The sequence below is a fragment of the Streptomyces sirii genome (assembly GCF_045690365.1).
In the GTDB taxonomy this organism is placed as follows: domain Bacteria; phylum Actinomycetota; class Actinomycetes; order Streptomycetales; family Streptomycetaceae; genus Streptomyces; species Streptomyces sirii.
This window is the reverse complement of record NZ_CP147982.1, coordinates 2,056,508-2,083,296: the sequence shown is the minus strand read 5'-3', so window position 1 is coordinate 2,083,296 and position 26,789 is coordinate 2,056,508. Positions and strand designations below refer to the sequence as shown.

General features: G+C 73.0%; 23 protein-coding genes and 1 tRNA gene. 11 read left to right on the top strand and 13 right to left on the bottom strand.

Translation table 11 applies throughout. From position 1 onward, the window contains the following. Positions 1 to 4 precede the first annotated feature (4 nt). On the top strand, positions 5 to 1,639 hold the full coding sequence (locus tag WAB15_RS09475; RefSeq protein WP_407285949.1) for an ABC-F family ATP-binding cassette domain-containing protein: 1,635 nt from the start codon (positions 5 to 7) through the stop codon (positions 1,637 to 1,639). Positions 1,640 to 1,649: 10 nt separating this feature from the next. On the opposite strand, the gene WAB15_RS09470 is transcribed toward WAB15_RS09475, so the two are convergent. From WAB15_RS09470 to WAB15_RS09435, 8 genes are all read right to left on the bottom strand, one after another. After that, entirely contained in the window at positions 1,650 to 2,324 is a 675-nt protein-coding gene (locus WAB15_RS09470) for an HAD family hydrolase (protein ID WP_407285948.1), read from the bottom strand. A 107-nt stretch (positions 2,325 to 2,431) separates the two neighbouring features. Next, positions 2,432 to 3,193 (bottom strand): Bax inhibitor-1/YccA family protein, encoded by a 762-nt coding sequence (locus WAB15_RS09465; protein ID WP_407285947.1) that lies wholly within the window; start codon positions 3,191 to 3,193, stop codon positions 2,432 to 2,434. 97 nt (positions 3,194 to 3,290) lie between these two features. Further along, the gene (locus WAB15_RS09460) at positions 3,291 to 4,655 is read right to left on the bottom strand and encodes a hypothetical protein (protein WP_407285946.1); all 1,365 of its coding nucleotides are present in this window, start codon (positions 4,653 to 4,655) and stop codon (positions 3,291 to 3,293) included. 3 nt (positions 4,656 to 4,658) lie between these two features. Beyond that, complete coding sequence (locus WAB15_RS09455; protein WP_407285945.1) at positions 4,659 to 7,202, bottom strand: hypothetical protein; 2,544 nt, start codon at positions 7,200 to 7,202, stop codon at positions 4,659 to 4,661. A gap of 28 nt (positions 7,203 to 7,230) precedes the next feature. Beyond that, positions 7,231 to 8,742, bottom strand: a complete 1,512-nt coding sequence (locus WAB15_RS09450; RefSeq protein WP_407285944.1) for a caspase, EACC1-associated type — start codon at positions 8,740 to 8,742, stop codon at positions 7,231 to 7,233. Between the two features lies 1 nt (position 8,743). Further along, positions 8,744 to 9,220, bottom strand: coding sequence for an effector-associated constant component EACC1 (locus WAB15_RS09445; RefSeq protein WP_399144345.1), 477 nt, complete (start codon positions 9,218 to 9,220; stop codon positions 8,744 to 8,746). A gap of 29 nt (positions 9,221 to 9,249) precedes the next feature. After that, the gene (locus tag WAB15_RS09440) at positions 9,250 to 10,212 is read right to left on the bottom strand and encodes a pseudouridine synthase (RefSeq protein WP_407285943.1); all 963 of its coding nucleotides are present in this window, start codon (positions 10,210 to 10,212) and stop codon (positions 9,250 to 9,252) included. A 104-nt stretch (positions 10,213 to 10,316) separates the two neighbouring features. Beyond that, positions 10,317 to 10,401: transfer RNA gene (locus tag WAB15_RS09435), tRNA-Leu, on the bottom strand. Positions 10,402 to 10,709: 308 nt separating this feature from the next. On the opposite strand from WAB15_RS09435, the gene WAB15_RS09430 reads away from it, so the two are divergent. The 3 genes from WAB15_RS09430 (at position 10,710) to WAB15_RS09420 (ending at position 13,666) form a co-directional block, all read left to right on the top strand. Then, positions 10,710 to 12,035, top strand: coding sequence for a M20/M25/M40 family metallo-hydrolase (locus tag WAB15_RS09430; protein WP_407285942.1), 1,326 nt, complete (start codon positions 10,710 to 10,712; stop codon positions 12,033 to 12,035). 148 nt (positions 12,036 to 12,183) lie between these two features. Continuing rightward, positions 12,184 to 12,417, top strand: a complete 234-nt coding sequence (locus WAB15_RS09425; RefSeq protein ID WP_407285941.1) for a chaplin — start codon at positions 12,184 to 12,186, stop codon at positions 12,415 to 12,417. Between the two features lie 187 nt (positions 12,418 to 12,604). Then, on the top strand, positions 12,605 to 13,666 hold the full coding sequence (locus tag WAB15_RS09420; protein ID WP_407285940.1) for a chaplin: 1,062 nt from the start codon (positions 12,605 to 12,607) through the stop codon (positions 13,664 to 13,666). Positions 13,667 to 13,840: 174 nt separating this feature from the next. On the opposite strand, the gene WAB15_RS09415 is transcribed toward WAB15_RS09420, so the two are convergent. Next, positions 13,841 to 14,029 (bottom strand): DUF5703 family protein, encoded by a 189-nt coding sequence (locus WAB15_RS09415; RefSeq protein WP_030416245.1) that lies wholly within the window; start codon positions 14,027 to 14,029, stop codon positions 13,841 to 13,843. 47 nt (positions 14,030 to 14,076) lie between these two features. Between WAB15_RS09415 and WAB15_RS09410 the strand changes: the two genes are divergently transcribed. Then, positions 14,077 to 14,751, top strand: a complete 675-nt coding sequence (locus WAB15_RS09410; protein ID WP_399144339.1) for a hypothetical protein — start codon at positions 14,077 to 14,079, stop codon at positions 14,749 to 14,751. Between the two features lie 132 nt (positions 14,752 to 14,883). Here WAB15_RS09410 and WAB15_RS09405 read toward each other — a convergent pair whose 3' ends face one another. Together WAB15_RS09405 and WAB15_RS09400 are read right to left on the bottom strand one after the other, a co-directional pair. Then, positions 14,884 to 17,307, bottom strand: a complete 2,424-nt coding sequence (locus tag WAB15_RS09405) for a helix-hairpin-helix domain-containing protein (protein WP_407285939.1) — start codon at positions 17,305 to 17,307, stop codon at positions 14,884 to 14,886. Then, positions 17,304 to 18,287, bottom strand: coding sequence for an aldo/keto reductase (locus tag WAB15_RS09400; RefSeq protein ID WP_407285938.1), 984 nt, complete (start codon positions 18,285 to 18,287; stop codon positions 17,304 to 17,306). The genes WAB15_RS09405 and WAB15_RS09400 overlap by 4 nt, the downstream gene beginning before the upstream one ends. 127 nt (positions 18,288 to 18,414) lie before the next feature. Between WAB15_RS09400 and WAB15_RS09395 the strand changes: the two genes are divergently transcribed. Together WAB15_RS09395 and WAB15_RS09390 are read left to right on the top strand one after the other, a co-directional pair. Beyond that, a complete protein-coding gene (locus WAB15_RS09395) occupies positions 18,415 to 19,470 on the top strand; it encodes an LLM class F420-dependent oxidoreductase (RefSeq protein ID WP_407285937.1) in 1,056 nt (351 codons plus the stop codon). Positions 19,471 to 19,724: 254 nt separating this feature from the next. Then, positions 19,725 to 20,513: a ferritin-like domain-containing protein gene (locus tag WAB15_RS09390; RefSeq protein ID WP_407285936.1), complete on the top strand. Its 789-nt coding sequence runs from the start codon at positions 19,725 to 19,727 to the stop codon at positions 20,511 to 20,513. Positions 20,514 to 20,725: 212 nt separating this feature from the next. On the opposite strand, the gene corA is transcribed toward WAB15_RS09390, so the two are convergent. Then, complete coding sequence (gene corA, locus WAB15_RS09385) at positions 20,726 to 21,721, bottom strand: magnesium/cobalt transporter CorA (RefSeq protein ID WP_399144335.1); 996 nt, start codon at positions 21,719 to 21,721, stop codon at positions 20,726 to 20,728. A 59-nt stretch (positions 21,722 to 21,780) separates the two neighbouring features. On the opposite strand from corA, the gene WAB15_RS09380 reads away from it, so the two are divergent. From WAB15_RS09380 to mshC, 4 genes are all read left to right on the top strand, one after another. After that, complete coding sequence (locus tag WAB15_RS09380; RefSeq protein WP_399144334.1) at positions 21,781 to 22,476, top strand: histidine phosphatase family protein; 696 nt, start codon at positions 21,781 to 21,783, stop codon at positions 22,474 to 22,476. A gap of 109 nt (positions 22,477 to 22,585) precedes the next feature. Then, a complete protein-coding gene (locus WAB15_RS09375) occupies positions 22,586 to 23,176 on the top strand; it encodes a DUF3090 domain-containing protein (protein ID WP_384438939.1) in 591 nt (196 codons plus the stop codon). Then, positions 23,140 to 24,036: an SCO1664 family protein gene (locus tag WAB15_RS09370; protein WP_407285935.1), complete on the top strand. Its 897-nt coding sequence runs from the start codon at positions 23,140 to 23,142 to the stop codon at positions 24,034 to 24,036. The genes WAB15_RS09375 and WAB15_RS09370 overlap by 37 nt, the downstream gene beginning before the upstream one ends. A gap of 118 nt (positions 24,037 to 24,154) precedes the next feature. Continuing rightward, entirely contained in the window at positions 24,155 to 25,384 is a 1,230-nt protein-coding gene (mshC, locus tag WAB15_RS09365; protein ID WP_407285934.1) for a cysteine--1-D-myo-inosityl 2-amino-2-deoxy-alpha-D-glucopyranoside ligase, read from the top strand. A gap of 105 nt (positions 25,385 to 25,489) precedes the next feature. Here mshC and WAB15_RS09360 read toward each other — a convergent pair whose 3' ends face one another. Then, a complete protein-coding gene (locus tag WAB15_RS09360; protein WP_407285933.1) occupies positions 25,490 to 26,587 on the bottom strand; it encodes a PAC2 family protein in 1,098 nt (365 codons plus the stop codon). Between the last annotated feature and the right edge of the window lie 202 nt (positions 26,588 to 26,789).

Sequence of the window (26,789 nt, the reverse complement as noted above, 5' to 3'; positions counted from 1 at the left end):
CTGTATGTCAAAGTCGCCCGCCTCCGCGTCCTTCGCGGCCGCCACCTCCATCGTCTGCACCGGCCTCGGCTTCGCCTGGCCCGACGGCAGCCCCGTCCTGGCGGACTTCCACCTGGCTGTGGGCCCCGGCCGTACGGGCCTGATCGGCCTCAACGGATCGGGAAAGTCCACCCTGTTGAAGCTGATCGCGGGCGAGCTGACCCCGACCGCGGGCAGCGTCAAGATCGCCGGCGAGGTCGGCTACCTCCCCCAGAACGCCCCGCTCGACACCCACCTCCGCGTCGACCAGGCCCTCGGCATCGCCGCGGCCCGCGCCGCCCTGCACGCCATCGAGAACGGCGACGCGAGCGAGGAGCACTTCACCGCCGTCGGCGACGACTGGGACGTCGAGGAGCGCGCCCGGGCCACCCTCGACCAGCTCGGGCTGCCCGGCGTCGACCTCGACCGCACCATCGGCGAGGTCTCCGGCGGCGAGTCCGTCCTGCTGCGGCTGGCCGCCCTGCTGCTGCGCCGCCCGGACGTCCTGCTGCTCGACGAGCCCACCAACAACCTCGACCGGGCGGCCCGGCAGCGGCTGTACGACGCGGTCTCCGGCTGGTCCGGGGTGCTGGTGGTGGTCAGCCACGACCGTGAACTCCTCCAGCTCGTCGACCGGATCGCCGACCTCCGCGGCGGAGAGATCCACTGGTACGGCGGCAACTTCGGCGCGTACGAGGACGCCCTGGCCGTCGAACAGGAGGCGGCCGAGCGCATGGTGCGGGTCGCCGAGGCCGATGTGCAGCGCCAGAAGCGCGAACTGGCCGACGCCCACATCAAGTTGGCCCGACGGGTCCGCTACGGCAACAAGATGAACGCCAACAAGCGCGAACCGAAGATCGTCATGAACGAGCGCAAGAGAGAGGCCCAGGTGTCCGCCGGCAAGCACCGCATCATGCACACCGAACGCCTCAAGGAGGCCAGGGAGCGGCTCGACGAGGCCGCCGAGGCCGTCCGCGACGACGACGAGATCCGCATCGACCTGCCGCACACCGCCGTGCCGCCGGGCCGCACCGTCCTCACCCTGCAGGCCCTGCGCACCCGTTACGGCGCCCGCGCCGACGTGGAGGTGCGCGGCCCCGAGCGGATCGCGCTCACCGGCCGCAACGGCTCCGGCAAGACCACCCTGCTGCGCACCGTCGCCGGCGAGATCCCGCCCGAGGAGGGTACTGCACAGGTCCATGTCCCCTACCGCCTCCTCCCGCAGCGCCTGGAGGTCCTCGACGACGCCCTGACCGTCGTCGAGAACGTCGCCCGCTTCGCCCCGGACGCCACCAACAACCGCATCCGCGCCCGGCTCGCCCGCTTCCTGTTCAAGGGCGCCCGCGCCGACCAGGTGGCCGGCACGCTCTCCGGCGGCGAACGCTTCCGCGCCTCGCTCGCCGCCCTGATGCTGGCCGAGCCGGCCCCGCAGCTGCTGATGCTCGACGAGCCGACGAACAACCTCGACATGGCGTCGGTCCGCCGGCTCGTCACGGCGTTGGAGTCCTACGAGGGCGCGCTCCTGGTCGTCAGCCACGACCTGCCGTTCCTGCGGGACATCGGCATCACCCGCCGGCTCGCCGTCGAAGGCGGTGAACTGACCGACGGCGAACCGCTGTAGACGAGGCGGGTCAGAAGTGCTGCAGCAGCTCGCCGAACGCCGAGAGCCGCAGCACCTTCTCGTCCTTCGGGTCGAGGGCGCTCTCCTCCAGTACCCAGGTGTGGTCGTTAGGGATGAACACCGCGTTGAGGCCGGCCGAACGGGCCGGCAGGATGTCCGACTTGGGGGAGTTGCCGATCATCCAGGTCGAGGCCGGGACCAGGTCGTAGGCGCGGGCCAGCTCCTCGTAGGTGGCGACGTCCTTCTCCGCCACGATGTGCACACCCCGGAAGTGCCCGCTCAGCCCGGACGCCGCCACCTTCCGCTCCTGCTCCTCGGTGTCGCCCTTGGTCAGCAGCAGCAACTCGTGCCGCCGGGACAGCTCGGCGAGCGTCTCGGGTACCCCGGGGATCAGCTCCACACGGTCACCGCCGAAAGCCGCCGCCCACCCGGAGATCCGGGCCGACTCCTCGGCGGTGGCCGCCCGGCCCCGCAGCCGCGCCACACACTCCCCGAGGCTGTGCAGGAACACCTTGCTGCCGTATCCGAGGGTCGGCGCGTTCGCCGCCTCGATCCCGTCGAGGACGGACCGCACTCCCGCGCGGTCGAGCTCGGGATGCACCATCCAGTCCAGGAACTCGTCGATGACCCGCTCGAAGATCACGTTGTTCTCCCACAGCGTGTCATCGGCATCGAAGATCAGCATCCGCCCAGCCCTCTCTCACACTCCAGCGACCCGCGCACCTTACGCAGCCCGGGTGCCGCCCGCATCGCAATTCCGGGGGAGCGGACCCCTGCGACCGATCGCCCGCCTCACCACCACCGCAGGTACGCCAGCAGCCGCAGCAGCTCCAGATAGAGCCAGACCAGCGTCATCGCGAGGCCGAAGGCCACGTACCAGGCCCATCGGTGCGACGCCCCGGACTGCAGAAAGCGGTTGGCGGCCTCGAACTCCACCAGGAAGAAGAAGGACGCCGCGGCGATCGCCGGCAGACCGACGAGGACCGCCACCACTCCGCCGTCCCGCAGTCCGAGATCCGCGCCGAAGACCGCCGACGCCACCAGCTCCGCCAGGGACAGCGCCAGCAGACCGATCGCCAGGCCGACCGCCCAGCGCGTCATCTTCGCGCCGACCCGCACGACGCGGGTGGCGTACGCCGCCAGTGCGCCGGCGAAGACACAGCCGGTGCCGAGAACGGCCTGCGTCCCCACGCCCGGGTGCAGGGCGTCGAAGAACCGGGTCGCCTCGCCGAGCACGATCCCCTGCACGGCCGCGAACAGCAGCGCCAGCCCGGCGCTCGGCCGGGGCCGGACGCCCAGATAGATGCCGATGCCCAGCCCCGCCAGCAGGGCCGGCAGGGCGAGGAACCCGAGTTCCAGGAAGACCGTGAGGACCGCGCTCAGCGTCAGGACACCCAGCAAGGCCAGGGTTTTGACGACGATGTCGTCGAGGGTGATCGGACGGTCCGGGGCGGCCGAGGGCGCGGCGCCGCCGGAGCGGACGGGGCCGGCCGGCGCGACCGCACCGTCCAGCGTCAGCAGATTGCGGATCGCGGGGTTGCTCGTCGTGGGCACCGGCCCTCCCGGAGAGATCGGAACGTGCGCATCGGGACTGCTCGACTCCTCGTGTACGAAGCGTAGTTGGCCGACGGTCGAGGCCGGAGCCGTGACCTCACTCCACCTCCACGACCGGGCGCGACGCGGGCACGCTCTCGCGCAGTGCGCGGGTCACCTCCACCACCTCCGGGAACACGCTGTCCCCGCCCGGCGGCGACCCGTACGGCAGCGCCGTCCCCAGGTGATCGCGCCACGGCGCGGGCACCGCGACCGGCTGGCGGATGCCGGTGAGCACCACGCACTGCACCGCCTCGGTGCTGTGGCGGTGCAGCGCCGAGCGCAGCCGGCCGGGCAACCCCACCCGCTGCGGCACCGAGGTGTTCAGCAGCCGCTCGCCCAGACTCCCGCCCTGCGGGGCGAGGTCGCTGCCGCGCAGTTGGTGGATGGTGTCGCGGATGGCGGGGTAGTGGTCCGGCAGCACGCCGCGGCAGCGCAGTACGAGCGGGGGGTGGGTCTGCCCTTCCACCTCGCAGGCGATGTCGAACGACATCCGTCGCTTCAGGAAGCCGTAGCGGACCTCGTTGATCACCTGCAGACTCGCGTCGGGCTTCGGCTTTCCGCTCTCCGGGGGCGGCTGGCTGTGCAGGCCCTTGAGCTGTTCGCCGACCGTCACCGAACCGGCGAACAGCCGCCGCATGCCCACGGCCACCGCATGGTGCTCGTACAGCTCCAGCCACGCGGGCAGCCGGCGCACGCTGGTGAGGTCCGGCGCCAACCGCGCGGCCTCCTCGGCGTGCTCCAGCGCGTCGCCGCGCAGCTGCTCGCCGAGCAGGCCGATCCGCCGGCGCAGCTCGATCAGCGCCAGCGCGTCGAACCGCGCCGCCCGGTCCGCGTCCTGCCGCCCGCCGACGCCCTCCAGCACACCGGCGAGGATCTGGGTGGGGCCGGCGTCGGCGGACCAGTCGCGCCGCCGGGCCAGTTCCGTGAGCCGGTCCAGCGCGTAGGGCGTCAGCCAGGCCCGGCTCTCGACGTAGCCGCCCCAGTCGCGCGACTCCAGCCCGTGCCTCGCTGCGAGCCGGGGCAGCCGGGCCAGCAGCGCCAGCAGCAGCAACTCGGCGTCGTCGATGCCGTCCTGCCGGTGGCCGGCCTCCCGCAGCGCCTGGGCCAGCTGGTGCGCGTCGAAGAGCGTCGCGAAGACATCGGGCTCCGGGCACTGCAGGACCTCCGCGAGCAGCGGCTGAGCGGTCGGCCCGACCAGCAGATGCAGATGCCGCGCGGTGAACGTGGCCGGCAGCTCCGGCGGGGTGAACGCGGCGTGGATCCGCGCGGCCAACTCCGCCAGCCGGCTCTCCGCCTCGCTGAACCGCCCGATCCGGTGCAGCAGATCATGCGCGGCGAAGTTTCCCAGCGCCTCCTCCACGGCCGCCATCGCCCGCTCCGACGTCCGCACCATCCACACGACGTACAGTTCGTTGTCCATCGCTCACCTCCCCGCGACCCGGCCGTAGCGCGGCGGCTCCTGCCCGGAGAGGACCTCGAACAGCTCCTCGGCCGCACCGCGCGAGCCCCCGACGTACGGCCCCACAAGAATCTCCTCCAGCGCCCGGCCCAGCTTGGCCAGCGCCGCGTCCACGGCCTCCTGGTGCTCGGCGAGCTCCTCGCCGGCCTCGTCCAACTGCCGGGCCAGCCGGGCGTTCTCCACCGCCCGCCTAAAGAGCCACACCGCGTACTCCCGCTCGGCGCTCACCTTGTTCAGCGGATCCCCCTTGCAGCTGGCCCGCGCCCGCGGCAGCCCCTGGAACAGCCGCCGGATGCCCTTGTCCAGACCGGCCTCCGGCAGCGCCTCCAGCCAGGCCAGGGTGAACTCCGCGTCGGCGGTGCCCGCTTCGTCCAGGGCCCGCAGCGCCGTATCGGGCAGACCGGGCATCTGATGGCCGAGCAGCCCCGGGATCTCCCGGGCCTCCAGCCGGGCGGCGCGGCACTCCACGATCGCCCGCAGCAACCAGGCCCGCGCCTGCCAGCGCGGCTCGCCGCGGGTGTCGTCCAGGCACTCGCGGGCGGTGAGGAAGGCCTCGGTGCGCATCGCCAGCAGCGCCCGGTCCATCCCCTCGCTGATCGAGGTGTGCCGCTCGGCGGCCCGCAGCGCCGTCTCGATCTCGTCCGCCTCGGCCGAGCCCGGCTCGGCCGGCTGCAGCGCCTGCACCATCCGGCGGGCCACGCCGTACGGCTGCGCCCGCAGCGCCTCGATGAAGCGGCGGCCGAACTCCTCCTCGGCGTGCGGCTTGTCGGCCAGCCGGGCCAGCTCGTCCCAGAGGGTCTGCGCGGTGGGGCCGGCGGCGTCGGACGGCGCGGGCTCGGCGTGGTCGGTGGCGTCGCGCACCACCACCACGGCGCGCCCGGCGTCGGCGAGCACCGCGGAGCGGGCGGTGTCCACCAGCGTGTACGGATGGACGAACAGCAGCGCCGGATCCTCGCCGGCCGGCGGCAGATAGCGGCTGATCAGCACCGTGTGCGGGGTGAACACGTCCGACGGCGCGACGCCCTGCGCCCGCAGCGCGCAGCGCCACTCGAACCACAGCAGCGGCGCGACGTCCTTGCGCCAGGCGAGGAAGGCACGTTCGGTGGCGGCACTCTCATCGGGCGCCACGTCCCGCAGTGCGGCGTCGAGGAACCGGCCGGCGGCCACCTGGCGGGCCGGCGCGTTGGGCCGGTGCACCGCCGTCTCCAGCTGCTCCACCAGCTCGCCCATCCGCCGGGCCCACTTCTCCCGCATCGTGATCAGCTGCGGCACATTGACCTGGTAGTACTGCTCGGTCTCCCGCTCCTCGGGCTCGGTGAGCCGGATCGTCCGGCCGGTCGGCTCGTCGAACCGCTCCACCAGCAGCACCGTCGCCGGCCACAGCGCCCGCCGCTCCTCCGGCGTCGCCCCGTCGAACGCCTCCAGATCGGCCGTCAGCTGCTTGATCTCGGCCTCCAGCTGGTCCAGACGCAGCCGCGCGTCCATGGTCAACCGCTGGGACAGCACCCGCTGATGGGCCTGCTCGACGCCGAGGTAGGCGTCCGTGGTGAACAGGTCCGGGCTGAACTCCAGCCCCACGGTGGCGCCGTGCCCCCTCGTCGTCCGCAGATACGGCTGGAGGGACACCAGGTCCGTGGCGCCCGGGCCGTCCGCCTCCCGGGGCGAGCGCAGCAGCGCCCGGTCGGTCTCGGCCGCCGCCCGGTCGGCGAGCGTCCGCATCCCCTGGGCGTACGCCACCAGCTCCCCGTACGCGATATCGGCGACCTCCACCAGGCTCGTCTCGTGCGCCAGCGATCGCAGCAGGCCGACGAAGTCGCGCAGCGCACCACGGGCCGTCGAGGACGAGCCGTCCGCCACCGTCACCGACCGCGCGCGGAAGACCGACGGCAGGTCGAGCGAGGGCTGGGTGCCGGACAGCCCGGCCGTCACCCGGATCAGCCCGACGCCGAGATGGTCCCCGACGAAGTCCCCGCTCTCCGGGTCGCTCAGGCCGTTGACCCGCAGACAGGTGGTCAGCGCCGCCTGCACCACCTGCTGCCGGATCTCCGAGATGCCCTGGCCGACCACCAGCACCTCGACCGGGCCCTGCTCGTCCCCCGCCACCCACGCCCGCAGCAGCGACGACGCGAGCGCCGCCCGCACTTGCGGCGCCAGCGCCGCCTTCGGCCCCCAGGGCGGCGGCGCGGGGAACAACGGCCCGCAGTCGGCGGACTCCCGGGCCCGCCGGACGCAGCGCGCCACCGCACCGTCGTCGGCCCCGATCTCCCCGCCGGGAACCCGCAGCCCCATCGCCCGCGCATGCAGCACCAGCGCCAGATCGTCCTCGGTGTCGCCGAACAGCGGCTCGTCCGGGCACTGCTGGAGCCAGTACTGCCACACCCTGCTCACCAGGTGCTTCGGCACGGCCGGCCGACTCTCTCGGAACCGCTGCTTGACCTGCTCGGCCTCGCCGGCCGTCCAGGTGTGCGGCAGGCGCCCCAGCACCTCCTCGACGCCGTCCCCCCGCATCGGACCCCCTCCTCGTCACGCCTTGTCGTCACACCTCACCGGCACACCGGAACCCCGCGTTCCCCCGGCACTCGGCCGGTGACCGTGGCGACAGCCGCTCCCGCAGACGCGTGACGGGAGTGTCATAGGCGCCGCCGCGCAATACCGGTGAGCCCGCGTCGTCCAGACAGATATCCCAGACGTTACCGAGCAGGTCGCCGATGGCGTACGGATTCGGCGGGAATTCCCCGACCGGGGCCAACTCCCCCAAGCTCCCACGGAAGTTGACCCGCCCCGCGGCGATCTCCTGGTGCCACCACTCCCCGTCCCGCCCGGCCCGCGCCGCCCGCTCCCACTCCCGCGCCGTCGGCAGCCGCAGCGCCGTCCCGAGCCGCCGCCCCGCCCAGTCCGCGTACGCGCGGGCGGCGTCGGCGCTCACCCCGACGACCGGATGCCCGCCGCGCCCCACCGGGAACTCCGGACCGTGCCAGCCCCGCAGATAGCCGTCGTCGACGTACCTCCCCGCCGCCCGCGCCTCCTCAGGCAGCCAGCACGCGTTCGCCGGATCGCACAGGAACTCCCGGAACTGCGCGTGGGTGACGGGGTACCGCCCCAGCCGCACCACGGGCGCGTCCGGCGGCACGGGGACCAGCTCCGGTAGCGACGGCCGCCGCTCGACGGGCCGCGGTTCGTCGAGCGGTTGCTTTCCGGGCGGCCGCTCGGACGCCGGTGGGGCTGCCGCGATGCGGCCGGGCCGGTCCGCGACCGCGGTGCGCACCGCCCCGCCCGCCGATCCCTCGCGGCGTTCGCGCCCGCCGCGGTTGCGGAACAGGCAGATCCGCCCGGCGTGATCGCTGTGGGTCTGCCGGGGCAGCGGCCGCCCCTTCGCGGTGAGCGCCTGCGCCACCTCCTCGTAGAGCGCCGTCATGCTCAGCAGCGCCGGCCCGTTCGCCACCCCGGCACCGATGACGTCGATCAGCTCACCGGTGAAGGCGGTGTAGGTCTCTCCAGGGACGGCCAGCGCCTGGCGCGTCGCCGCGGTCGCGGTCAGTACGTAGGCGCCGTGCACCGCGGTCGCGGGCGCGAGGTCGCCGGCGTTCATCCCGCCCAGCGCCAGCCCGCTCCAGCAGCAGTCCAGGACGACCACCTTGCGCCGGGCAGAGGGGCGCCCGCCGGCCGGGGAGAGCAGGATCGACCGCAGCTCCTCGTAGCGCACCGCCGTGTGCGGCCGGTCCGGATCCGACCCCGGCAGCGTCAGATGCAGCTCCCCGGACCGCGGGTGCACCAGACCGTGGCCGGCGTAGTACAGCAGCACGGTGTCCGTGGCCTCGGCGGCCGCGTCGTACAGAGTGTTCAGCATCTGCTGCCGGGACGGCCGCGCCAGCACCTCGCACCGCTCCGGCGCCAGCCCCCACGCCTCGGTGTCGCGGAGCAACTCACCCAATCGCTCAAGGTTGTTGCGCACCGCCGGGAGGTCGTCCAGCAACGGATGCGTATACCTGTCCGTACCGATCAGCACGGCGCGCGAACGCGACGGATCGGACAGCTGCGACTCCGGCACGCTAGGGCCTCGGGTCCACCGGTGCCCCGGGTCCCTCGTCGTCCCCGCTTCGGGGGTCCGCGCCCTCGCCGAGCGCCCGCAGGACCCGCGCGACGGCCTCGGGGTCCCCGCCGTCGACGGTCACCCTGACCCCCGCCCGCTCGATGTGCACCCGGTCGCCCCGCGGCCGCGTACTGCGCCAGCCGGCCACCGCCACCACCAGCGAGGCCACCTGCACCCCGCTGTCGAACACCGCCTGGACGGCCTCCGGCACCGGTCCCATCCGCCCCGGCTCCTCGGCACGCCGCACCAGCGACAGACCGGCCCCGCCGGCCACCTCCGGATCGCCGCTCAGCCAGGTGTACAGCGAGCGCACCGCCTCTCCGGCATCCTCGCCCCGGCCGTCCGCGACCCCGCCGTGGTCCACCTCGATCCGTACCCGCACCGCCGCCCCCGCTGCCGTTCCTCGCCCCTGAGCCCAGGCCTCAGCGGTCAGCATAAGTGGCGTTCGTCACCCCGGTCTCGCGATCAGGCCAACGGCCGCGCGTCCCACGCCGCCAGCCGCAGGGCGCTTTCGAACCGCCGCTCCCGGCCGTCCACCGGATCCCTGAACTCCAGAGCCCGCGCCAGCAGTTGCAGCGGCGCGCCGAAGTCCTCCGCCGCCGCGTCCCCGGCGCCGGCGGGCCGGTCCGGGGGGCCCGGAAAGAGGGGATCGTTGAGGATCGGCAGCCCGAGACGGTTCATGTGCACCCGCAGCTGATGGGTGCGTCCGGTCTCCGGCAGCAGCCGGTAGCGCCCGAGCGCGCCCCGCCGCTCGACCAGCTCGACGCGGCTGACCGCGTTGACCTCGCCGGCCACCTCCCGGGCGGCCGGCACCCCGCGCTCCTTGACGATCCGGCTGCGCACCTCCGCCGGCAGCGCCACGCCCTCGTCGTACGGCGCCACCGCCTGGTACTCCTTGCGCACCCGCCGCCCGCTGAACAGTCCCTGGTACGCGCCCCGGTCCTCGGGCCGTACGACGAACAGCGCCAGGCCCGCCGTGAGCCGGTCGAGCCGGTGCGCGGGCTGCAGCGCCGGCAGCCCGAGATCGCGCCGCAGCCGCGCCAGCGCGGTGTCGGTGACATGCCGCCCGCGCGGCGTCGTGGCCAGGAAGTGCGGCTTGTCGGCGATCACGATCCGCTCGTCCCGATGGACGATCCCCACCTCGAACGGCACCGGCACCTCCGGCGCGAAGTCCCGGTGGAACCACACGTACCGCCCGGCCAGATACGGCTCGTCCCCGCTCAGCACCCCGTCCACCCCGACGAACCGCCCCGCCCCGAGCATCTCCGCCACCCGGCCGGCCCCGATCGCCCCCTGGAAGCGCTCCACCAGGTGATCCCGCACGGTCTGCCACGCCCCGCTCGGATCGGCGGGCAGTCGCACCCGCACGGGATCGATGCCGTCCCGCTGGGGGAGCGGGGCGGGAGGAAGGGGAGATCTGCGTCTCATGGGTGGAAGCACCTCGGCTCGGATGGTGCCCTGTCGGCGCACCGAGTGCGAAAACGACCAACGCCCGCCTGGCCGGAGCCAGGGCGGGCGCTGATCGTCAAGAGTGTCCGAGGGGGGACTTGAACCCCCACGCCCGATAAAGGGCACTAGCACCTCAAGCTAGCGCGTCTGCCATTCCGCCACCCGGACAAGGTGTCTGCCGTTTCGGCCTGGGCCGTTCCGACGTGGAAAACAATAGCAAACCTTCCGGGGTGGTCGATCACCTGCGCAGTTGGCCGGGCCCGGGCCTGTGACCAGCGCATGTCGGGCGTATTACCGCCTTGGGCGAAGCGGGCGGCGGGTGGAGGATGGCCGAGGACCCCCCGCCGCCCGGCGCCCTGCTCGGGGCGCGCGGCGGGACCGTGACCAAGAGGAGGCAGTGTGAGTGAGCTCTGCAAGCGAATCATGGAGGGGTGCGCGCTTCGCGCATCCGGGCCCGAGCGAAGCGAGGTTCAGGCATGAGCGAGGTGCAGCCGGCTCGTACGATCACCGCCGAGGACGAGGTGGTCGACCTGTGTCGGGATCTGATCAGGATCGACACCAGCAATTACGGAGACCACTCGGGTCCGGGTGAGCGGGCCGCCGCCGAGTACGTGGCGGAGAAGCTCGCCGAGGTCGGCCTGGAACCGAAGATCTTCGAGTCCCACAAGGGCCGTGCCTCGACCGTCGCCCGGATCGAGGGCGAGGACCGCTCGCGGCCCGCGCTGATGATCCACGGGCACACGGACGTGGTGCCGGCCAACGCCGACGACTGGACCCACCACCCGTTCTCCGGGGAGATCGCGGACGGCTGCGTCTGGGGACGCGGCGCGGTCGACATGAAGGACATGGACGCGATGACGCTGGCCGTCGTCCGCGACCGGCTGCGCAGCGGACGCAAGCCGCCGCGGGACATCGTGCTGGCGTTCCTCGCCGACGAGGAGGCGGGCGGCACGTACGGCGCGCGCTACCTCGTCGACAACCACCCGCACCTCTTCGAGGGCGTGACGGAGGCGATCAGCGAGGTCGGCGGCTTCTCCTTCCAGGTCAACGAGCAGCTGCGGCTGTACCTCATCGAGACGGCCCAGAAGGGCATGCACTGGATGAAGCTGACCGTGGACGGGTCGGCCGGGCACGGTTCGATGATCCACAAGGACAACGCGATCACCGAACTGTCCGAGGCCGTCGGGCGGTTGGGCCGCCATGAGTTCCCGGTCCGCGTGACCAAGACGCTGCGGGCCTTCCTCGACCAGCTCGGGGACGCGCTGGGCACCGAACTCGACCCCGAGAACATGGACGACACCCTGGCCAAGCTCGGCGGTATCGCCAAGCTGATCGGCGCCTCGCTCAGGAACACCGCGAACCCGACGCAGCTGGGCGCCGGATACAAGGTCAATGTGATTCCGGGGCAGGCCACGGCGCATGTCGACGGGCGCTTCCTGCCCGGTTACGAGGAGGAGTTCCTGGCCGACCTGGACCGGGTCCTGGGTCCGCGGGTCAAGCGTGAGGACGTGCACGCGGACAAGGCGCTGGAGACCTCGTTCGACGGAGCGCTGGTGGACGCGATGCAGTCGGCGCTGCAGGCCGAGGACCCGATCGCACGGGCCGTGCCGTACATGCTCTCGGCCGGTACGGACGCCAAGTCGTTCGACCGCCTGGGGATTCGCGGATTCGGGTTCGCTCCGCTGAAGCTGCCGCCGGAGCTCGACTTCGCCGGGATGTTCCACGGGGTCGACGAGCGCGTTCCGGTGGACGGGCTGAAGTTCGGAGTGCGGGTGCTGGATCGTTTCATCGACCAGAGTTGAGGCTGAACGCGGCGCGGATTATCTGTTGTTCGAGTCGGCTTAGCTGAAAAGAGTGAATGACTAGATGTGTTCGTAGCTTCAACGGCCTTTTCCTCGTTGTGGTGGATGCGATCCGCGGCTGGGATCGCTTTGCCTACAAGGAGGAACAATGATCAAGAAGATCGTCGCTGCTGCGGCGGCCGCCGGCGGCCTGGTGCTCGCCGGTGCGGGCCTGGCCTCTGCCGACGCGGGCGCCCAGGGTGCCGCCGTGCACTCGCCCGGCGTCGCTTCCGGCAACAACATCCAGATCCCGGTGCACGTTCCGGTGAACGCCTGCGGCAACACGATCTCTGTGGTCGGGCTGCTGAACCCCACCTTCGGCAACTACTGCGTCAACAAGTGACCGGCTGAGGCACTTTGACGTCGTACCTGTACCCGAAGGCGCCCGATTCGGCTCGGCTCCGGAATGCGTGCCATGCGTTCCGGAGCCTCTGGGTATTTCGGAGTGCGGGTGGACCTTTCCTGGAACTCTCCATGGATATCGCTGCTCGCATCCATTCCTGTAAGGCACAAGGCAGGGGAACGAACATATGAGACAGGTCGCAAGAAAGGGCCTGATCACCATGGCGGCGGCCGGCGGCGTACTCGCCGCGGCGGCCGGCTATGCGCACGCGGACGCGGGCGCCGACGGAAGCGCGGCCAACTCGCCCGGCGTCCTTTCCGGCAACAACGTCCAGGCGCCGGTCGACGTACCGGTGAACGTCTGCGGCAACACCGTCAATGTCGTCGGGGTGCTCAACCCGACGTTCGGCAACGATTGCGCGAACGGCGGCGGGGGCAAGCACGGTCACCACCAGGGCGGGGGCCATGGTCACGGTGGGGCGGGTGCCTCCGGTAAGGCGTCCGACTCGCCCGGTGTCGCCTCCGGGAACAACGTGCAGGCGCCGGTCGATGTGCCGGTGAACGTCTGTGGCAACTCCGTCGATGTGGTCGGGGTGCTCAACCCGACGTTCGGCAACGATTGCGCGAACGGCGGCGGGGGCAAGCACGGTCACCACCAGGGTGGGGGCCATGGTCACGGTGGGGCGGGTGCCTCCGGTGAGGCGTCCGACTCGCCCGGTGTCGCCTCCGGGAACAACGTGCAGGCGCCGGTCGACGTACCGGTGAACGTCTGTGGCAACTCCGTCGATGTGGTCGGGGTGCTCAACCCGACGTTCGGCAACGACTGCGCCAACGAGTCGCCGCAGGGGCCGCACCACCCGGGCCAGCCCCATCACCCGGGCAAGCCGCACCACCCGGGGAAGCCTCACCACCCGGGGAAGCCGCATCACCCCGGCAAGCCCCACCATCCCGGGAACCCGGGGCAGGAGAAGCCGGGCCACTCGCACCACCCGGATCACCCGGGCAAGCCCGAGCACCCGGGGAAGCCGGGTCAGGAGAAGCCGGGCCACGGTAGCCAGGAGACCCCGCAGGGGCCGGGAGCGCGGCCGCAGCCGGCATCGCACGGCCGGCCCGTGACGCCCCCGCAGTCCACCGAGCAGCAGCTCGCGCAGACCGGCGCCGGTGCGCTGGGCTACGCGGTGCCGGCCGCCGCGGGCCTGCTGTTGGGGGGCGCGGTGCTGTACCGCAAGGCACGGAGGAGCGCGCCTTGATCATCGTCCGCGGACGGGGTCACGCGCGCGAGCGCGCGCGTCGGTGATCATCCGCGGACCGCGCCGGGTGTGCACCGTCCGCCGCCGACCGACTGCGGACGGTACCGAGGTGCAACATGGAGCGGGCCCCGTCGGAACGGGGCCCGCTCTGCCGTCGTCACCGGTCGGTGGAGATCACCACGTGGCGCGGAGCTGGCGGATGATCCGGCGGCGCAGCCGCACCTTGCGGCTGCCGTCCGGATTCAGGCGCAGTCGGTCCAACTCCCAGTGTCCGTACTCGGCATGGTCGGTCAGCAGGCGTGTGGTCGCCTTTCGGGAGACTCCCCGGGGCACATACACATCGCAGAATTCGTATTCCGGCATCGCATCTATTGTGCGGGACCGGCCCCGGTACGGATAGCGTCTGCACTATGTCTGATGCTGCGCAGCCTTCCGCTTCCGAGGTACGTGCCGCCGCCGAGGCGGTAAAAGCCGCGCTGGACCGTCACCTCGACGCGGTGGAACGCCGCTCGGGGCAGGACGATCCGGCTGTCTACGCCGCGTTCGACGAGCTCGCCGCGGCGGCTGAGGTCTACGACGAGCTGCTGTACGACACCTACGACGAGGTCACGCCCTTCGAGATCCCCGGGAACGACGCGCTGCCCGCCTACGCGGGCCCGGAGGAGCCGAGCGCGCTGAGTGTGCTGATCCGGCGTGACTACACGGTCGCCGCACCTCAGCGGCTGCTGCACCAGGCACAGCGCATCGCCGATCTCGATCCGGACGCCGCCGACGACGCCGGGGCCAAGGGCGCCGATGCCGCCGCGGTCGTCGGCAGCAGCGTGCACGCGGCGCTCGGCGTGCTGTTCGGGGAGTTCGAACCGGACGAGATCGCCTCCCGGCACAAGGAGTTCGGTCTGGAGGAGGGCGACTCCACGCTGTGGGTGGCGGCCGCCGACGAGCCGGCCGAGCCGGGGGAGTGGCTGTCCGCGCCGTTCGACCAGGCCGATCCCCAGCGGGTGGTGTGCCGCTTCGACGTCAGCGCGGTCTTCGACGAGGAACTGGGCGACGACGACCTGCTGGAGCCGCTGGAGCACGAACGGTGAGGGAGGCCGGGGCCGCGCCCGGCCCCGCCGACGCCGCCCCCTGATCCGGGTACGCCGCCGCCCCGGACCGTTCGGAGTCTTCGCCGACGGTCCGGGGCGGCGGTGTGTGCGGGGGCGGGCCGCCGCCGGATCTCAGCCGGCCGCCGGGGCGTCCTCGGCACTCTGCACGCTCTGCAGCTGGAGCAGCGCGCGCAGCCGGGTGGTGCGCTCCTTGACGGGGACCTCGGCGACGGCGCGCGGCAGGGCCTGGTCGACGCCCTGGACGACCGACAGATGCCGCTCGCCGCGGCTGAAGGCGGTGTAGACCCAGGCCCGGGTCAGGCCGGCGGCCGCGTCACCGGGCAGCACGACCACCGCGGCCGGCCAGCGCGTCCCGGCCGCCTGATGGGCGGTGAGCGCCCAGCCGTGCCGTACGGCGCCGGAGCCGACCTGCTCGCGCGGTACGACGACCGCGCCGTCGGCGCAGTCCAGATGCAGGCCCGCGGCGTCCGCGCCGGTGACCGTGCCGGGCACCGTACGGCCGGTCGCCGGGGCGTAGGCCACGCGGTCGCCGGGGTCGAAGCCGCCGAACCGGCCGGGGCCGGGATTGAGCCGTTCCTTGAGCGCGGCGTTCAGCGCACGGGTGCCGGCCGCTCCGCCGTGGCCGACCGTGATGACCTGGGTGTGGTCCGCGGGGACACCGAGCGCCCTGGGGACGGAGTCGGCGACCAGCTGGACGGTGCGGTGCACCGCCTCGCCCGCGTCCCGCACCGGGACGATCACCACTTCCTTGCCGGGCGCCTCGACCTGGCTCAGTTCGCCGATGCCGATGCCCGAGACCAGCTCGCCGATCGGGCCGAAGTCCGGTGTACGGGAGGCGACCTGGGGGCAGAAGCGGGCCGCGAGGAGATCGGCGAAGAGGCGCCCGGGGCCGGCGGACCACAGGACGCCGGGGTCGCCGCTGAGGACCAGCCGGGTGCCGTCGGTCAGCGCCTCGACCAGCAGCGCGGCGGTCTCCAGATCCAGCTGCGGGGCATCCAGCACCACCAGCAGGTCGAGCGCGAGGGCGCCGTCCGCGTCCCGGCCCGGGCCCTGCTGCCCGGACAGCAGGCCGGACACGGTCACCGCCGCGGCGTCCGGCTCCGCGGAGCCGGTGGCCTCCGGTGTGCTCTCGGCGAGGTGGACGGCCAGCCGACGGCGGCCGTCTTCGGTGTGGGTGGCGCCGAAGGCTCGCAGGCCCAGCGAGCGGGCCGCGGCGATCAGCGCGGCGGGCTCGGCGCGGGCGGCCTCCGCGCCGGTGTGCGCCACCAGGCCGCTGTGCGCGGCGGCGCGGATCAGCTCCGCGGCCGACGGCGAGGGGGCGGCGGCCGCCGCGGCCTCCCAGGCCGCGGGGGAGGGGCGGACCGGCGCCGCCTCCTCGTCGTCGGCCACCCGCTCCGCGGCGGTGTCGTCGGTGCTGCCCGCCGGCTCGTCCGGGTCCGGGGCGCCGGCCGCCGCGTCCGCCTCACCGTCGGTGGTTCCGTCGCCGTCCTCGCCCGGTCCGTCCGCCGGACCCTGCTGCGGGTCGGGGACCGGCTCGAAGGTGTTGAGCAGCCGCGCCAGGCCGTCGGCGACGCTCTCCTCGGCCATGGCGAACCGGTCCAGGCCCAGCAGGATCCGGACCGGCTGCTCCGCCTCCTCGTCGTCGTCGGCCGCGGGCCGGGCCCGGCCCGGCTCCTCGATGGCGTCCTGGAAGACCAGCACCGCGCCCTCCGCGATGGCGGTCTGCAGGGCCTCGTCGGGTTCGGGCACCGAGCGCTGGGCGAGCGCCGCCCGCAGCGCGGACGCCTCCAGGGCGGAGTGCCCCGCGAGGGCGGCCTGCTCCAGCAGCCAGCCGACCAGCGCCTGAGCGCGCCGCTCGTCGCCGGGTCCGGCGGCGGGGCCGAGCAGCGCCCGCGCGAAGCCGTCGGCCTGCTCGGGGCGTACCCCGGGCACACCGAGGAGCTGCCAGGGATCCTCGCCGAGCGCCTCGGCGGCCCGCTCGCCGACCACTTCGGTGGCCTTCTCCGCCAGCGCCTCCGGGGCGCCGCCCGCCGCGAGGACCTGCCGTACGCCGTCCAGGCCGGGGGCGGTGGGAGCGGTGGGACGGGGCGCGGACGCGGGAGCGGTGGGCGTCGCCGCGCCGCCGGGACCGGGAGCCCCGGAGTCCCCGAGGGGAGTACGGGCCGGGGCCGCGGTGTCCTGTGCGGTGCGCTGGCGCGCCACCTCCGGGGCCGGGCCCGCCGGGCCGGCCTGCGGGGCCGGACCGCCGGCGGCCGGAGTGCTCCGGTCCGGACCCGCGGGGGGTGCGGCCGGTGCGGGGCGCGGGGAGTTGAAGAACGAGGCGGCCGCTCGCTCGCCGCTCTCCACGGCACGTACCGCCGCCGCCAGCGCCGCTGCGCTCGCCTTGCCGGAACCGGCCGCCGGGGCCTGTTGCGCCGCATCGCCCGGACCCGCCTCGCCCGGACCCGCCGCGTCATCGGCCTTCCGGGCGTCCGCGGGCCCGGCCGCGCCCTCCTGCTCGGGCGGGGTCTCGCCGGCCAGGCGGTCGGTACTCACAGCGTGCTCCAGTCGTGGTCGGGGTAGTGGTGCACCGGAGCCGACACATCGTCCAGCGCCCGGCGGATCTCGTCAGGAAGACTAAGGGCCTCCACTGACAATGCCGCTCTGAGCTGCTGCGCCGTGCGGGCACCCAGGATCGGCGCGGTCACTCCGGGGCGGTCGCGGACCCAGGAGAGCGCGACCTGGAGGGGGGTGACGGCCAGTCCGTCGGCGGCGGTCGTGACCGCGTCGACGACCCGGCCGGCGGTCTCGTCCAGATAGGGCGCGACGAACGCCGCCAGATGCTCCGACGCGCCGCGCGAGTCGGCAGGGGTGGCATGGCGGTACTTGGCGGTCAGCACGCCCCTGCCGAGCGGCGAGGACGGCAGTACGCCGATGCCCAGGTCCAGCGTCGCCGGCAGCACCTCGCGCTCGATACCGCGCTGCAGGAGGGAGTACTCCATCTGTGTGCTCGCCAGGCGGTTGCGTATACCGGGCGCCGCGAGCTGCCAGGTGGCGGCCTTGGCGAGCTGCCAGCCGGAGAAGTTCGACAGCCCCACATAGCGCGCCCGGCCGCTGGAGACGGCGAGGTCGAGGGCCTGGAGGGTCTCCTCCAACGGCGTGTGCGGGTCGAACGCGTGCAGCTGCCACAGGTCGACGTAGTCGGTCCCCAGCCGCCCCAGCGAGGCGTCGAGGGCGGAGAGGAGATGGCGCCGGGAGCCGTCGACCCGGCGGTGGGCCTCCAGCACGCTGCCGGCCTTGGTGGCGATCACCAGGTCGGCACGCGGAACGAGCCCCTCCGTCAGCCGGCCCAGGAGGTATTCGGCCCCTCCGTCGGCGTAGATGTCGGCGGTGTCCACGAGGGTGCCGCCGGCCTCCCAGAACGCCTTGAGCTGCTCGGCGGCTTCCTGCTCGTCCGTGTCGCGGGCCCAGTTCAGGGTGCCGAGCCCCAGTCGCGACACGCGAAGGCCCGTTCGGCCGAGGTGCCTTTGCTCCATGGGCCTGAGATTACTGGCCATGGCTCAGGATCAGGGGACCTGTGGACAACCCGCCGATGACGCCCGGCGGCGGTGCGCGCTACAGTCCCCCGCGACAGCGACGTTACTGTTCGGTAAGGGGAGCGGCATGAGGCTTGGCATCAACCTCGGCTACTGGGGCGCCGGGATGGACTCCGACAATCTCGCGGTGGCACAGGAGGCCGACCGCCTCGGCTACTCCGTCTGCTGGGCCGCCGAGGCCTACGGCTCCGACGCCGCCACCGTGCTCTCCTGGGTCGCCGCCCAGACCGAGCGGATCGACATCGGCTCGGCGATCTTCCAGATCCCGGCGCGCACCCCTGCGATGACCGCCATGACGGCCGCCACCCTGGACTCGCTCTCCGGCGGCCGCTTCCGGCTCGGCCTCGGCGTCTCGGGCCCGCAGGTCTCCGAGGGCTGGTACGGCGTGAAGTTCGACAAGCCGCTGGCGCGCACCCGCGAGTACGTGGACATCGTCCGCAGGGCCATGTCGCGCGAGCGGCTCTCCTACGAGGGCGAGCACTGGACGCTGCCGCTGCCCGGCGGCCCCGGCAAGCCGCTCAAGCTCACGGTGCACCCGCAGCGCGAGCACATCCCGCTCTACATCGCCGCGATCGGCCCGAAGAACCTGGCGCAGACCGGTGAGATCGCCGACGGCGCGCTGCTGATCTTCCCGTCCGCCGAGCACCTGGAGGAGACCGCGATCGTCCCCCTCCGGGCCGGCCGCGAGAAGGCGGGCAAGACGCTGGAGGGCTTCGACGTCTGCCCGACGCTGCCCCTGGCCGTGGGGGCGGACGGCGACGTCGGCGCGCTGGCCGACATGTTCCGCCCGTACACCGCCCTGTACGTCGGCGGTATGGGCAGCCGTCAGCAGAACTTCTACAACAAGCTCGCCCAGCGCATGGGCTATGAGAAGGAAGCCGCCGAGATCCAGGACAAGTACCTGTCCGGCGACAAGGAGGGCGCCGCCGCCGCGATCCCGGAGCGGCTGATCGACCAGACCACGCTCCTCGGCTCCGTCGAGCGGATCGCCGACCGCATGCAGGCCTACGCGGCGGCCGGCGTGACCACCCTGACGCTGGCCCCGGCCGGCTTCGGCCTGGAGGACCGGCTGGCCTCGCTGCGGGCCGGGACCGAGGCCCTGGAGCGCGCCGGCCTGGCGTAAGGGGGCCGGGCACGCGGCGGGCCCGGCGCCAGGAGCGCCGGGCCCGCGAACCCTGCGGCCGTGGTGGGGGCTCGGGGGATCTTCCCCGCCACGGCCGTCATGCTGCACAACGCGGAGACCGGTGCGCCGGTTACGCACCCACCGCCGGGCGGGCCTCATCCGAACGGACCAACGGGCGACCGTTCCGGTTGCCGCGCCCGGCACACCCGACTTGACTATTTCTTTACGGGTGTGTTCATGCGGAGGTGGCGCAGATGTTCTCGGCCCGAAGCCTGTTCGAGGAGATCGTCGACAACGACGACACCTACCGGCTGTTCTGTTCCATCGCGGCGAGCGGTGAGGCCCAGGGGGGCTGGGAGAACGGCCGGATCGCCGCGCTGCTGCCCGCGTCGATGCGCGACCTGGCGCCCAAGGTCACCCGGCACGGCGCCGACGAGGACAAGCACGGCCGGATCTTCCTCGGCCTGCTGCGCAAGCGCGGGATGACCCCCGTCGAGGTCCCCGAGGAGACCGACTACACGATGCTGCTGGAGCGGCGGGGCATCGGCCTGGCGCACGACAGGCTGCGCCGCGACGAGCCGCTCGGCGAGCTCGACGTCATCACCTACCTCGCGCACAGCCGGGTCACCGAGCAGCGCGCCGCCGACCAGATGGAGATGCTCACCAAGTACTTCGGCGACCACCCCGAGGTGGGCAAGGCGATCCGGATGATCTCCCACGACGAGGAAAACCACCTCGCCTACTGCCACGAGGAGCTGCTCCGGCTGGCGCGCGCCGGGCACGGCCGGACCATCCAGCGGACCCTGCACGAATGCGCCCATGCCGAACTCACCGTCTACCGGGACGTCAGCCTGGCCGTGATGGACCACATGGGCCGGTTCCTGGGCTGGCCGAAGGCGAAGTCCGCCGCGCTCGCCGCCGGCATCGGGGCGATGTACGGCTATGAGCGGCTGGGCGGCTGGCGGCGGATGGTCACCCTCCGGATGCCCGAGCGGCGCAACGCGCTGGGCGGACCGGCCGGCTCCGCACCGGAGTTCGCCTAGGCCGTCTCTTTCGGATCTTGCCGGTTAAGCCCGTGGCGTCTGGCGCGGTGCATCGCAAGGCGGAGGGTCGCCCGCGTACTGGACGTACTCGGGCGACCCGACAACGCGGCGAGGTGCCGTGTCAGACGCCACGGGTCAGGCAAGATCCGAAAGAGACGGCCTAGCGGCCACCGGAGTTCGCCCGGTCCGCCCGTCCACCGGGCCGGCGGGCCTCACAGCCAGCCGCGGCGCTTGAACAGCCGGTAGAGCGACACCTCGATGAGGGCCATCAGCGCGAGGATCGCCGGATAGCCCAAGGGCCATCGCAGCTCCGGCATGTCGTTGAAGTTCATGCCGTAGATCCCGGCGATCAGCGTGGGCACGGCCGCCAGCGCCGCCCAGGCCGAGATCTTGCGCATGTCGTCGTTCTGCCGCACGCCCATCTGCGCCAGATGGGCGGCGAGGATGTCCGAGAGCAGCCGGTCCAGGGCCTCCACCGACTCGTTGGCGCGGGTGAGGTGGTCGTCGACGTCGCGGAAGAACGGCCGGGCGTGGTCGTGCACGAACGGCACCCCGGGGCTCTGCAGGCGGGCCATCGGCTCCGCCAACGGGCCGGTCGCCCGCCGGAATTCGAGCACCTCGCGCTTGAAGGAGTAGATCTGGGCGGCCGTGTTGCGGGTGTCGTGGCCGCGCACCGGAGCGAACACCTCCGCCTCCAACTCCTCCATGTCCACCTGGAGTTCGGCGGCCACCTCGATGTAGTGGTCGACCACCGCGTCGCTGACCGCGTACAGCACCGCCCCCGGGCCGTGCCGCAGGATCTCCGGATGGTCCTCCAGCCGGCGCCGCACCGCCGCCAGGGGACTGGCCCGGCCGTGCCGGACGGTGACGACGAACGAGTCGCCCACGAAGACCATCAGCTCCGACGCGGTCACCGTGTCGCCCTCGACGTCGTAGGTGATCGGCTTCAGCACCACGAACAGCGAGTCGTCGTAGACCTCCAGCTTCGGCCGCTGATGCGCGTGCAGCGCGTCCTCGACCGCCAGCGGATGCAGCGCGAACTCGGACCTGACGAGGGCGAACTCCTCCTCCGTGGGCTCGTACATCCCCAGCCACAGGAAGGAGCGGCCCTCGGCCCGCGCCGCCTCCAGGGCACCGGAGAAGTCGGCCGCGCAGTCGGTGCGGCGGCCCTCCCGGTAGATGGCGCAGTCCACGATCACACCTGGCATTCTCGCGCGTACGGCGGCCACCTGCCAGAAAGGCGCAGCCGGAACGTAGGCTGGCGGTCATGCCCACGCTGATCCTGGTGCGGCACGGCCGCTCCACCGCCAACACCGCCGGAGTGCTCGCCGGGCGCTCGCCCGGCGTCGCCCTCGACGAGCACGGCGCCGCCCAGTCCGCCGCGCTGCCCGCCCGCCTGGCACAGGTGCCGCTGACCGCCGTCGTCTCCAGCCCGCTGCAGCGCTGCCGGGAGACCGTGGCGCCGCTGCTGGACGCCCGGCCCTGGCTCACGCTGCACGTCGAGGACCGGATCAGCGAGTGCGACTACGGCGACTGGTCGGGCCGCAAACTCGCCGAACTCGGTGACGAGCCGCTGATGGAGGTCGTCCAGCAGCACCCCTCCGCGGCCGCCTTCCCCGGCGGCGAGTCGATGCGGGCCATGCAGGCCCGCGCGGTGGACGCGGTACGCGACTGGAACGCGCGCATCGAGGAGGCCCACGGCCCCGAGGCGACCTACGCCATGTGCTCGCACGGCGACATCATCAAGGCCCTGGTCGCCGACGCGCTGGGCCTGCACCTCGACCTCTTCCAGCGGGTCTCGGTCGAGCCCTGCTCGGTCACCGTGATCCGCTACACCCGGCTGCGCCCCTACCTGGTACGCCTCGGCGACACCGGCGACTTCGGATCGCTGGCACCCCGGGAGGACGGCGCCGCCGCGGCCGACCGGGACGGGGCCGTCGGCGGTGGTGCGGGCGCAGCGTGATCAGTCGGCGCAGTAGGGTGGTGCGACGGCGCTGCCCGCCACGCCCCTGCGGTCCGCAGGACGTGCAGCGACCGCAGTGACCCCGCAGTCGAGCAATCGGAGCAGGACGTTGTCCCGTCAGGTGTTCTTCTACGACTCGCCGGACCGCTTCGTGGCCGGCACGGTCGGGCTGCCTGGCCGCCGTAGCTTCTACCTCCAGGCCACCGCGGCGGGCCGCACCACCAGCGTCGCCCTGGAGAAGACACAGGTCGCAGCGCTCGCCGAGCGGATCGACGAGCTGCTGGACGAGGTCGTGCGGCGCAGCGGCGGCAACGCCCCGGTCCCCGCCGTCTCGCCCACCGAGCTGGCCGACACCGCCCCGCTGGAGACGCCCGTCGAGGAGGAGTTCCGGGTCGGGACGATGGCGCTGGCCTGGGACGGCGAGGACGAGCGGATGATCGTCGAGGCGCAGGCCCTGGTCGAGCTGGACGCCGACAGCGAGGAGGACCTCGCCGACGCCGAGGAGCGGCTGCTCCAGGACGACGAGAACGGTCCGCCGATGCTGCGGGTGCGCCTCACCGGAACCATGGCCAGGGCGTTCGCCAAGCGGGCACTGGAAGTCGTCAACGCCGGCCGCCCGCCGTGCCCGCTGTGCAGCCTGCCGCTCGACCCGGAGGGACACGTATGTCCGCGCCAGAACGGATACCGACGGGACGCCTGAGCGCCGTGCAGGACGCCGTGGAGGGGACCGACACGGGCCCCACCGCTTCCGAAGGCGCGGCGACGGTGGGGCGGGACATGCTCCTCGAAGGGGAGCTGACCGTGCGCGGCCGCATCCAGGAGGCGTCCAACGCCGTGCTGTACTGCACGGTCGCGCACGACGGCCACAGTGCCGCCTGCGTCTACAAGCCGGTCGCCGGCGAGCGGCCGCTGTGGGACTTCCCCGACGGCACCCTCGCCCAGCGCGAGGTCGCGGCCTACGAGGTCTCCCGCGCCTGCGGCTGGGACCTGATCCCGCCGACGGTGCTGCGCGACGGCCCGTACGGCACCGGCATGGTCCAGGAGTGGATCGACCCGCCGGAGAGCAGCGACGAGGTGCCCGAGCTGCTGGCGCTGGTGGAGGGCGAGGAACCGGGCCCCGGCTGGAAGGCCGTCGGCTTCGCCCAGCTCGGCGAGGGCCGCACCGCGCTGCTGGTGCACGCCGACCATCCGCGGCTGCGGCGGCTCGCGGTGCTCGACGCGGTGATCAACAACGGTGACCGCAAGGGCGGCCATCTGCTGCCCGGCGCCGACGGGCGGTTCTTCGCCATCGACCACGGGGTGACCTTCAACGCCGAGGACAAGCTGCGCACGCTGCTGTGGGGCTGGGCGGGGGAGCCGCTGACCGACGAGGCACTGGAGGTCCTCAGGGGCCTTCGCGAGGCGCTGCAGGAGGCGGCGCCGCTCGCCGCCCGACTGGCCGAACTGATCACGGATGCCGAGATCGAGGCGCTGCGGGCGCGGGTGGCAGGGCTGCTCAGCAGCGGCCGGCACCCCGAACCGAGCGGCGAGTGGCCCGCCATCCCCTGGCCGCCGGTCTGATCCCCGCGGCGGCGCGGTGCGCTCTTGGCATGTCCCGCCGTCAAATGCAAGAGCGCCTTTCCGGCCAAGACCCCGGTCCGGTTCGTATGCGGAACATCCGTCCGGTTACGCTCATGGCATGCATGCATGGCCCGCTTCTGAGGTCCCCGCCCTGCCTGGTCAGGGCCGCGACCTGAGGATCCACGACACCGCGACCGGCGGCCGGGTGACCCTCGACCCCGGTCCCGTCGCCCGTATCTATGTCTGCGGCATCACGCCGTACGACGCCACCCACATGGGGCACGCGGCGACCTACAACGCGTTCGACCTGGTTCAGCGCGTGTGGCTCGACACGAAGCGCCAGGTGCACTACGTGCAGAACGTCACCGACGTCGACGACCCGCTGCTGGAGCGGGCCGAGAAGACCGGCGACGACTGGACCGCGCTCGCCGAGCGCGAGACCGCCCTGTTCCGCGAGGACATGACGGCCCTGCGGATGCTGCCGCCGCGCCACTACATAGGCGCAGTCGAGTCGATACCCGGCATCGTCCCGCTGGTGGAGCGGCTGCGCGACGCCGGCGCCGCCTACGAGCTGGACGGCGACGTCTACTTCTCCGTCGCCTCCGACCCGCACTTCGGCGAGGTCTCCGGCCTGGACGCCGAGGCGATGCGGCTGCTGTCCGCCGAGCGCGGCGGCGACCCGGAGCGGGAGGGCAAGAAGAACCCGCTCGACCCGATGCTGTGGATGGCCGCCCGCGACGGCGAGCCGAGCTGGGACGGCGGCTCGCTGGGCCGCGGCCGGCCCGGCTGGCACATCGAGTGCGTCGCCATCGCCCTGGACCACCTCGGCATGGGCTTCGACGTTCAGGGCGGCGGATCCGACCTCGCCTTCCCGCACCACGAGATGGGCGCCTCGCACGCCCAGGCGCTCACCGGCGAGCACCCGTTCGCCAAGGCGTATGTGCACGCCGGGATGGTGGCGCTGCACGGCGAGAAGATGTCCAAGTCCAAGGGCAATCTGGTCTTCGTCTCCAAGGTGCGGCGCGACGGCACCGACCCGGCCGCGATCCGGCTGGCGCTGCTCGCCCACCACTACCGCGCCGACTGGGAGTGGACCGACGCCGTACTGGAGGAGGCGGTGGACCGGCTGGCGCGCTGGCGCGCCGCGGTCTCCCGGCCTGACGGCCCGTCCGCCGACGCCCTCCTGGAGGAGATCCGCACGGCGCTCGCCGACGACCTGGACTCCCCGGCCGCCCTCGCCGCCGTGGACCGCTGGGCCGCCGCCCAGCAGGCCGACGGCGGCACCGAAGAGGGTGCACCCGGCCTCGTCTCGCGTGCGGTCGACGCGCTCCTCGGTGTGGCGCTGTGACGGCCACTCGCTGACTTCCGTCCTCAGGGGCGCTTTCGCCGGCCGGCGAAAGCGCCCCTTTCCCGTGGGCCGCCCGGCGCGGGACGCCGGGTACCGGCCGCGGTGTCAGCGGCCGCCGTCCTCCGGGCCGTCCTCCGGCTTCCCGCCGTCGGCGGCGTCCGCGTCGGTGGCGGGGCCCGGGGTGCCCTTGTCGCCGCCCGTGTCCCGCGGCTCCTTCGGCTCCCGCTGCTCCTTCGGCTCCCGCTGCTCCTTGGACACCGGCCGCGGCGGCCGGGTGTGTCCGCTGGTGGTGTCGCGGAGGAAGGAGCCGTCGCCGAGCCCGCCCTCGGACGCCACGCCGGGGCCGGTCTGCGGGTCGCGGCGGCGCAGATAGCGCTCGAACTCGCGGGCGATGGCCTCGCCGGACGCCTCCGGCAGATCCGCCGTGTCCCGGGCCTCCTCCAGCGACTGGACGTACTCGGCGACCTCGCTGTCCTCGGCCGCCAGTTGGTCCACGCCCAGTTGCCAGGCGCGCGCGTCCTCGCTCAGCTCGCCGAGCGGGATGCTGATGTCCAGCAGATCCTCCAGGCGGTTGAGCAGGGCGAGGCTGGCCTTGGGGTTGGGCGGCTGGGAGACGTAGTGCGGCACCGCGGCCCACAGGCTCACCGCGGGCACGCCCGCGTGGGTGCACGCCTCCTGGAGGATGCCGACGATGCCCGTCGGGCCTTCGTAGCGCGACTCCTCCAGGTCCAGCCGGCTCGCGAGGTCCGCGTCGGAGGTGACCCCGCTGACCGGCACCGGGCGGGTGTGCGGGGTGTCGCCGAGCAGCGAGCCCAGCACCACCAGCATCTCCACGCCCAACTCATGGGCGAAGCCGAGGATTTCGTTGCAGAACGACCGCCAGCGCATGCTGGGCTCGATCCCGCGGACCAGGACCAGATCGCGCGCCCGCCCCTTGCCGTTCGCATCGCCGACGCGGACGACGGAGAGCCGGGTCGTCGGCCAGGTGATCTTGCGTACCCCGCCGTCCAGGAAGACGGTGGGGCGGTTCACCTGGAAGTCGTAGTAGTCCTCGGCGTCCAGCGCGGCGAAGACCTCGCCCTTCCACTCCCGGTCCAGGTGTGCGACCGCGGCGGAGGCGGCGTCGCCGGCGTCGTTCCAGCCTTCGAACGCGGCCACCATGACCGGGTCGATCAGCTCGGGCACCCCCTCGAGCTCGATCACCCAGCGCCTCCTTCCGACCGGTTGGGCCGTGTGGGGGCGGCCGCCGGCAGCAGTTCCATTGCGTGCGTCACCAAGACTACGGCGTGTGCGGTGCCGGTCAGCAGCCCCTCTGCAAGAACGGGTGCTGATTCATCCGATCTGTCACCAGTGCCGTTCGCTCAACTTCCGTACGGGGTCTGGACGCGGTCTCGCGAGCGGGTCT

Excerpts from the sequence above, each read along its gene's own strand:
- WAB15_RS09390 (WP_407285936.1), top strand. The coding sequence starts at position 19,725 with ATGTTCTCGGCCCGAAGCCTGTTCGAGGAGATCGTCGACAACGACGAC.
- WAB15_RS09445 (WP_399144345.1), bottom strand. The coding sequence starts at position 9,220 with ATGCTGACCGCTGAGGCCTGGGCTCAGGGGCGAGGAACGGCAGCGGGG.
- WAB15_RS09460 (WP_407285946.1), bottom strand. The coding sequence starts at position 4,655 with ATGGACAACGAACTGTACGTCGTGTGGATGGTGCGGACGTCGGAGCGG.
- WAB15_RS09470 (WP_407285948.1), bottom strand. The coding sequence starts at position 2,324 with ATGCTGATCTTCGATGCCGATGACACGCTGTGGGAGAACAACGTGATC.
- WAB15_RS09410 (WP_399144339.1), top strand. The coding sequence starts at position 14,077 with ATGTCTGATGCTGCGCAGCCTTCCGCTTCCGAGGTACGTGCCGCCGCC.
- WAB15_RS09425 (WP_407285941.1), top strand. The coding sequence starts at position 12,184 with ATGATCAAGAAGATCGTCGCTGCTGCGGCGGCCGCCGGCGGCCTGGTG.
- WAB15_RS09415 (WP_030416245.1), bottom strand. The coding sequence starts at position 14,029 with ATGCCGGAATACGAATTCTGCGATGTGTATGTGCCCCGGGGAGTCTCC.
- WAB15_RS09440 (WP_407285943.1), bottom strand. The coding sequence starts at position 10,212 with ATGAGACGCAGATCTCCCCTTCCTCCCGCCCCGCTCCCCCAGCGGGAC.
- WAB15_RS09380 (WP_399144334.1), top strand. The coding sequence starts at position 21,781 with ATGCCCACGCTGATCCTGGTGCGGCACGGCCGCTCCACCGCCAACACC.
- corA (WP_399144335.1), bottom strand. The coding sequence starts at position 21,721 with ATGCCAGGTGTGATCGTGGACTGCGCCATCTACCGGGAGGGCCGCCGC.
- WAB15_RS09475 (WP_407285949.1), top strand. The coding sequence starts at position 5 with ATGTCAAAGTCGCCCGCCTCCGCGTCCTTCGCGGCCGCCACCTCCATC.
- WAB15_RS09455 (WP_407285945.1), bottom strand. The coding sequence starts at position 7,202 with ATGCGGGGGGACGGCGTCGAGGAGGTGCTGGGGCGCCTGCCGCACACC.
- WAB15_RS09370 (WP_407285935.1), top strand. The coding sequence starts at position 23,140 with ATGTCCGCGCCAGAACGGATACCGACGGGACGCCTGAGCGCCGTGCAG.
- WAB15_RS09420 (WP_407285940.1), top strand. The coding sequence starts at position 12,605 with ATGAGACAGGTCGCAAGAAAGGGCCTGATCACCATGGCGGCGGCCGGC.
- WAB15_RS09430 (WP_407285942.1), top strand. The coding sequence starts at position 10,710 with ATGAGCGAGGTGCAGCCGGCTCGTACGATCACCGCCGAGGACGAGGTG.
- WAB15_RS09395 (WP_407285937.1), top strand. The coding sequence starts at position 18,415 with ATGAGGCTTGGCATCAACCTCGGCTACTGGGGCGCCGGGATGGACTCC.
- mshC (WP_407285934.1), top strand. The coding sequence starts at position 24,155 with ATGCATGCATGGCCCGCTTCTGAGGTCCCCGCCCTGCCTGGTCAGGGC.
- WAB15_RS09400 (WP_407285938.1), bottom strand. The coding sequence starts at position 18,287 with ATGGAGCAAAGGCACCTCGGCCGAACGGGCCTTCGCGTGTCGCGACTG.